The sequence below is a fragment of the Mycobacterium sp. E136 genome, from assembly GCF_001666865.1.
GTDB lineage: Bacteria > Actinomycetota > Actinomycetes > Mycobacteriales > Mycobacteriaceae > Mycobacterium.
In genome coordinates, this window is sequence record NZ_LZJE01000020.1 from 1 (window position 1) to 3,495 (window position 3,495).

Annotated in this window: 4 protein-coding genes; 3 read left to right on the top strand and 1 reads right to left on the bottom strand. The window is 65.8% G+C overall.

Features of this window, described 5'->3' with window-relative positions; translation table 11 throughout:
- The first annotated feature begins 29 nt into the window (after window positions 1-29).
- Window positions 30-941 (top strand): 1,4-dihydroxy-2-naphthoyl-CoA synthase, encoded by a 912-nt coding sequence (locus A5698_RS01435; RefSeq protein WP_068292337.1) that lies wholly within the window; start codon window positions 30-32, stop codon window positions 939-941.
- Between the two features lie 55 nt (window positions 942-996).
- Here the strand turns inward: A5698_RS01435 and A5698_RS01440 are convergent, their stop codons facing one another.
- Window positions 997-1,947, bottom strand: a complete 951-nt coding sequence (locus tag A5698_RS01440) for an oxygenase MpaB family protein (protein WP_068292340.1) — start codon at window positions 1,945-1,947, stop codon at window positions 997-999.
- Between the two features lie 146 nt (window positions 1,948-2,093).
- Between A5698_RS01440 and A5698_RS01445 the strand changes: the two genes are divergently transcribed.
- Complete coding sequence (locus A5698_RS01445; protein WP_068292345.1) at window positions 2,094-2,660, top strand: TetR/AcrR family transcriptional regulator; 567 nt, start codon at window positions 2,094-2,096, stop codon at window positions 2,658-2,660.
- A 70-nt stretch (window positions 2,661-2,730) separates the two neighbouring features.
- On the top strand, window positions 2,731-3,495 hold a 765-nt coding region (locus A5698_RS01450), incomplete at its 3' end, for an SDR family oxidoreductase (RefSeq protein ID WP_068292346.1).

Here is a 3,495-nt window from a genome sequence, read left to right on the forward strand (position 1 = left end):
CCCGTTTTCCGCATCTATAAGGTATCCCCGTGAGTGACAACCCCTTTGACCCGTCGCAGTGGCAGATCGTCGACGGTTTCGACCTGACCGACATCACCTACCACCGCCACGTCATCGACGGCGTGCGGCAGCCGACGGTGCGGGTGGCGTTCGATCGGCCGGAGGTGCGCAACGCTTTTCGTCCGCACACCGTCGACGAGCTGTACCGGGTCCTCGACCACGCCCGGATGTCATCGGACGTCGGCGTCGTGCTGCTGACCGGTAACGGGCCGTCACCGAAGGACGGCGGATGGGCATTCTGCTCCGGAGGCGACCAGCGGATCCGCGGACGCAGCGGCTACCAGTACGCATCGGGCGAGACCGCCGAGACCGTCGACCCCGCACGCGCCGGACGCCTGCACATCCTCGAGGTGCAACGGCTGATCCGGTTCATGCCGAAACCCGTGATCTGTCTGGTCAACGGGTGGGCCGCCGGCGGCGGGCACAGCCTGCACGCCGTGTGCGATCTGACGCTGGCCAGCCGCGAGCACGCCCGGTTCAAGCAGACCGACGCCGACGTCGGCAGCTTTGACGGCGGGTATGGCAGCGCGTATCTGGCCAAGCAGGTCGGTCAGAAGTTCGCCCGCGAGATCTTCTTCCTCGGCAGGCCCTACACCGCCGAGCAGATGCACGCGATGGGTGCGGTCAACGCGGTCGTCGACCACGCCGAACTTGAGACCGTCGCGCTGCAGTGGGCGTCGGAGATCAACGGCAAGTCGCCGCAAGCGATTCGGATGCTCAAGTACGCGTTCAACCTCACCGACGACGGGCTGGTGGGCCAGCAGTTGTTCGCCGGTGAGGCGACGCGGTTGGCGTACATGACCGACGAAGCGGTCGAGGGCCGCGACGCCTTCCTGGAGAAGCGCGACCCGGACTGGGGCTCTTTCCCGCGCTACTTCTGAGAAGCGATTTCGGTGCACTAGCAATCGCTGAGCGACTGGTAGCGCACCCGAATCGCTAGGACGGGGAGACGGCGCCCGGGACGCGGTACGCGAACGACTTCTTCTGGCGCTCCTTCATCTTCTCCAGGCACTGGTGGTGCTTGCGGGCGTGGTACGCCAGCGGGAAGTACGTCAGCCGGTCGGGAAGCACGCGGTAGGCGATGCGGATCGCCTTGTAGAGGCGGTTGAGCTGACGTTGCTCCTCCGGGCTCCAACTCACGCCGAGCTTGGTGCGCAGACGGGGGTCGAGCAGGCCGACGATCGAGAGGTAGTTCAGCCGAAGCACGGGCCGCAGCATGGCCTTGATCAGCGGATAGAACAGCTTGGGCACCAACGGGGGCATCTCCATCGTGCCGGTGATCAGGTCGTCCATCAGCTTCTGCGCCTGCGGCGTGGCCTCGAGTTTGTGGATCATCGACTCGAAGTAGTCGGTCATCTGCTGATCGGTCTCGGGATAGTCGCGCATCGGCACGTGCAGCAGCCGCGCCAGTCGGCGGTTGTCGCGCAACACCTGCGCCTTCTCGTCGTCGGTGAAGTCGCGACCGATCAGCAGGCGCGCGCCGTGGACGTTGACGATGTACCCGGTGCAGATGACCCATTGGTACGCCTCGGGATTCAGCGCGCTGACCTGTTTTCCGGTCGTCTCGCTCTTCATCGTCATCGGCCGGTGCATGGCTCTGACCCGATTCCCCTCGGCCGCGGCTTCCGTGCCGCCGTACGTCCACCGCAGCACCGAGTCGATGGAGCGGATCGCCCGTCCACCCGGATCACCGTGGAACGCCGCTGAATAGCGGCCGGTGACCTCGGCGATGACGGGGTGCATCGCCTGCATCATGAACGCCGCGCCCTCGAAGATCAGGAACGTCCACCGGCCGGTGTGCTCGGCGGTCAGCGAATCCGGCGGGACCAGTTCGATCGGTCCGTCGTCGACGGGTGACGACAGATCGATGTCCGAAGTGGCGGTCATGGGCGGCGCCCACCTCCTATCCAGGTAGTGCGGCGAGGTTAATATGACCGTCAGGTCGCATTCAAGTCGCATAAGGGGCGTTTGTGGGCACGAGTAACCGCAGTTCAGAGCGTAGGAAAGCGCCGCAACAACAGCGTTCTCGTGCCATGGTCGCAAAAATCGTCGAGACGACGGCAGGGTTGTTGCTGACCACGGACCCCGCCCAGGTGACCACGAACCTGATCGCCGATCGGGCGGGTGTCAGCAAAGGGTCGATCTACCAGTACTTCTCCGACAAGGAGGAGATCCTTGGCGCCGCCATCGAACACCTCGCGCTGACGCAGGCCCCTGCGCTGGAGGAACGGTTGCGGACCGTGACGCTCGCCGAACCCGCCGAGGCGATGGCGGCCTCCATCGACATCCTCATCGATGTGACGATCGCCAACCGAGGCCTGCTCCGCTATCTGGCCGAACGCCCCGATCACGTGCGCACGTTCGAAAACATCTCGGGCCTGAACGCGACGCTGGTCGCGATGTCGACGCTGCACATGAACCACTACCACGACCAGTACCGCAATGAACTCAGCCCAAAAGCGTTGGCGTGGTTGTTCTTCAACATGGCAGTGGCCACCACGCTGCGCTATATCGAGTCCGACGACCCGATCCGCCTCGACGAGCTGCGAGCCGGGCTGAAGTTCGCCTCGTCGGGCCTGCTGGCCGGCGGCCGCGACTGAGCGATTTGTGAGTGATTTCGATCGGTGAGCGAACGTTTTCACTCACAAACCGCTCACCTAGACTCCGCTCGTGAGCAAGAGCCCGTTGCGGCGGTTGGCCGACCAACTCGTCCTGACCACCATGCGTCCCCCGGTCGTCCCCGAGTTGCTGCAGTATCAGCCCGGCCGCGACGTCGTTGACCTGCGGGGTAAGCGCATCCTGCTCACCGGAGCCTCATCGGGGATCGGCGAGGCGGCCGCGGAGAAGTTCGCCCGCCGCGGGGCCACCGTCGTGGTGGCGGCGCGGCGACAGGAACTGCTCGACGCGCTGGTCGACCGGATCACCGAGAACGGCGGGGACGCCTGGGCACACGCCTGCGATCTGTCGGACCTCGACGCGGTCGACGGCCTCGCCGAACGGGTCACCGACGAACTCGGCGGCGTCGACATCCTGATCAACAACGCCGGCAAGTCGATCCGCAGACCCCTGGCCGAGTCGCTGGATCGCTGGCACGACGTCGAACGAACCATGGCGCTCAACTACTACGGGCCGCTGCGGCTGATCCGCGGCCTGGCGCCGGGCATGCGCGAGCGGCGCGACGGCCACATCATCAACGTGTCGACCTGGGGTGTGCTCAGCGAGTCGTCGCCGCTGTTCTCGGTGTACAACGCGTCGAAGGCCGCGCTGACCGCGGTGAGCCGCGTCATCGAAACCGAATGGAGCTCCGACGGAGTGCATTCGACGACGCTGTTCTACCCGCTGGTGCGCACACCGATGATCGCGCCCACCCGCGCCTACGACGGACTGCCCGGGCTGACCGCCGACGAGGCCGCCGACTGGATGGTGACCGCCGCC

Bases quoted from the DNA above. Each gene is read 5' to 3' on its own strand.
- A5698_RS01440 (WP_068292340.1), bottom strand. From the start codon at position 1,947: ATGACCGCCACTTCGGACATCGATCTGTCGTCACCCGTCGACGACGGA.
- A5698_RS01445 (WP_068292345.1), top strand. From the start codon at position 2,094: ATGGTCGCAAAAATCGTCGAGACGACGGCAGGGTTGTTGCTGACCACG.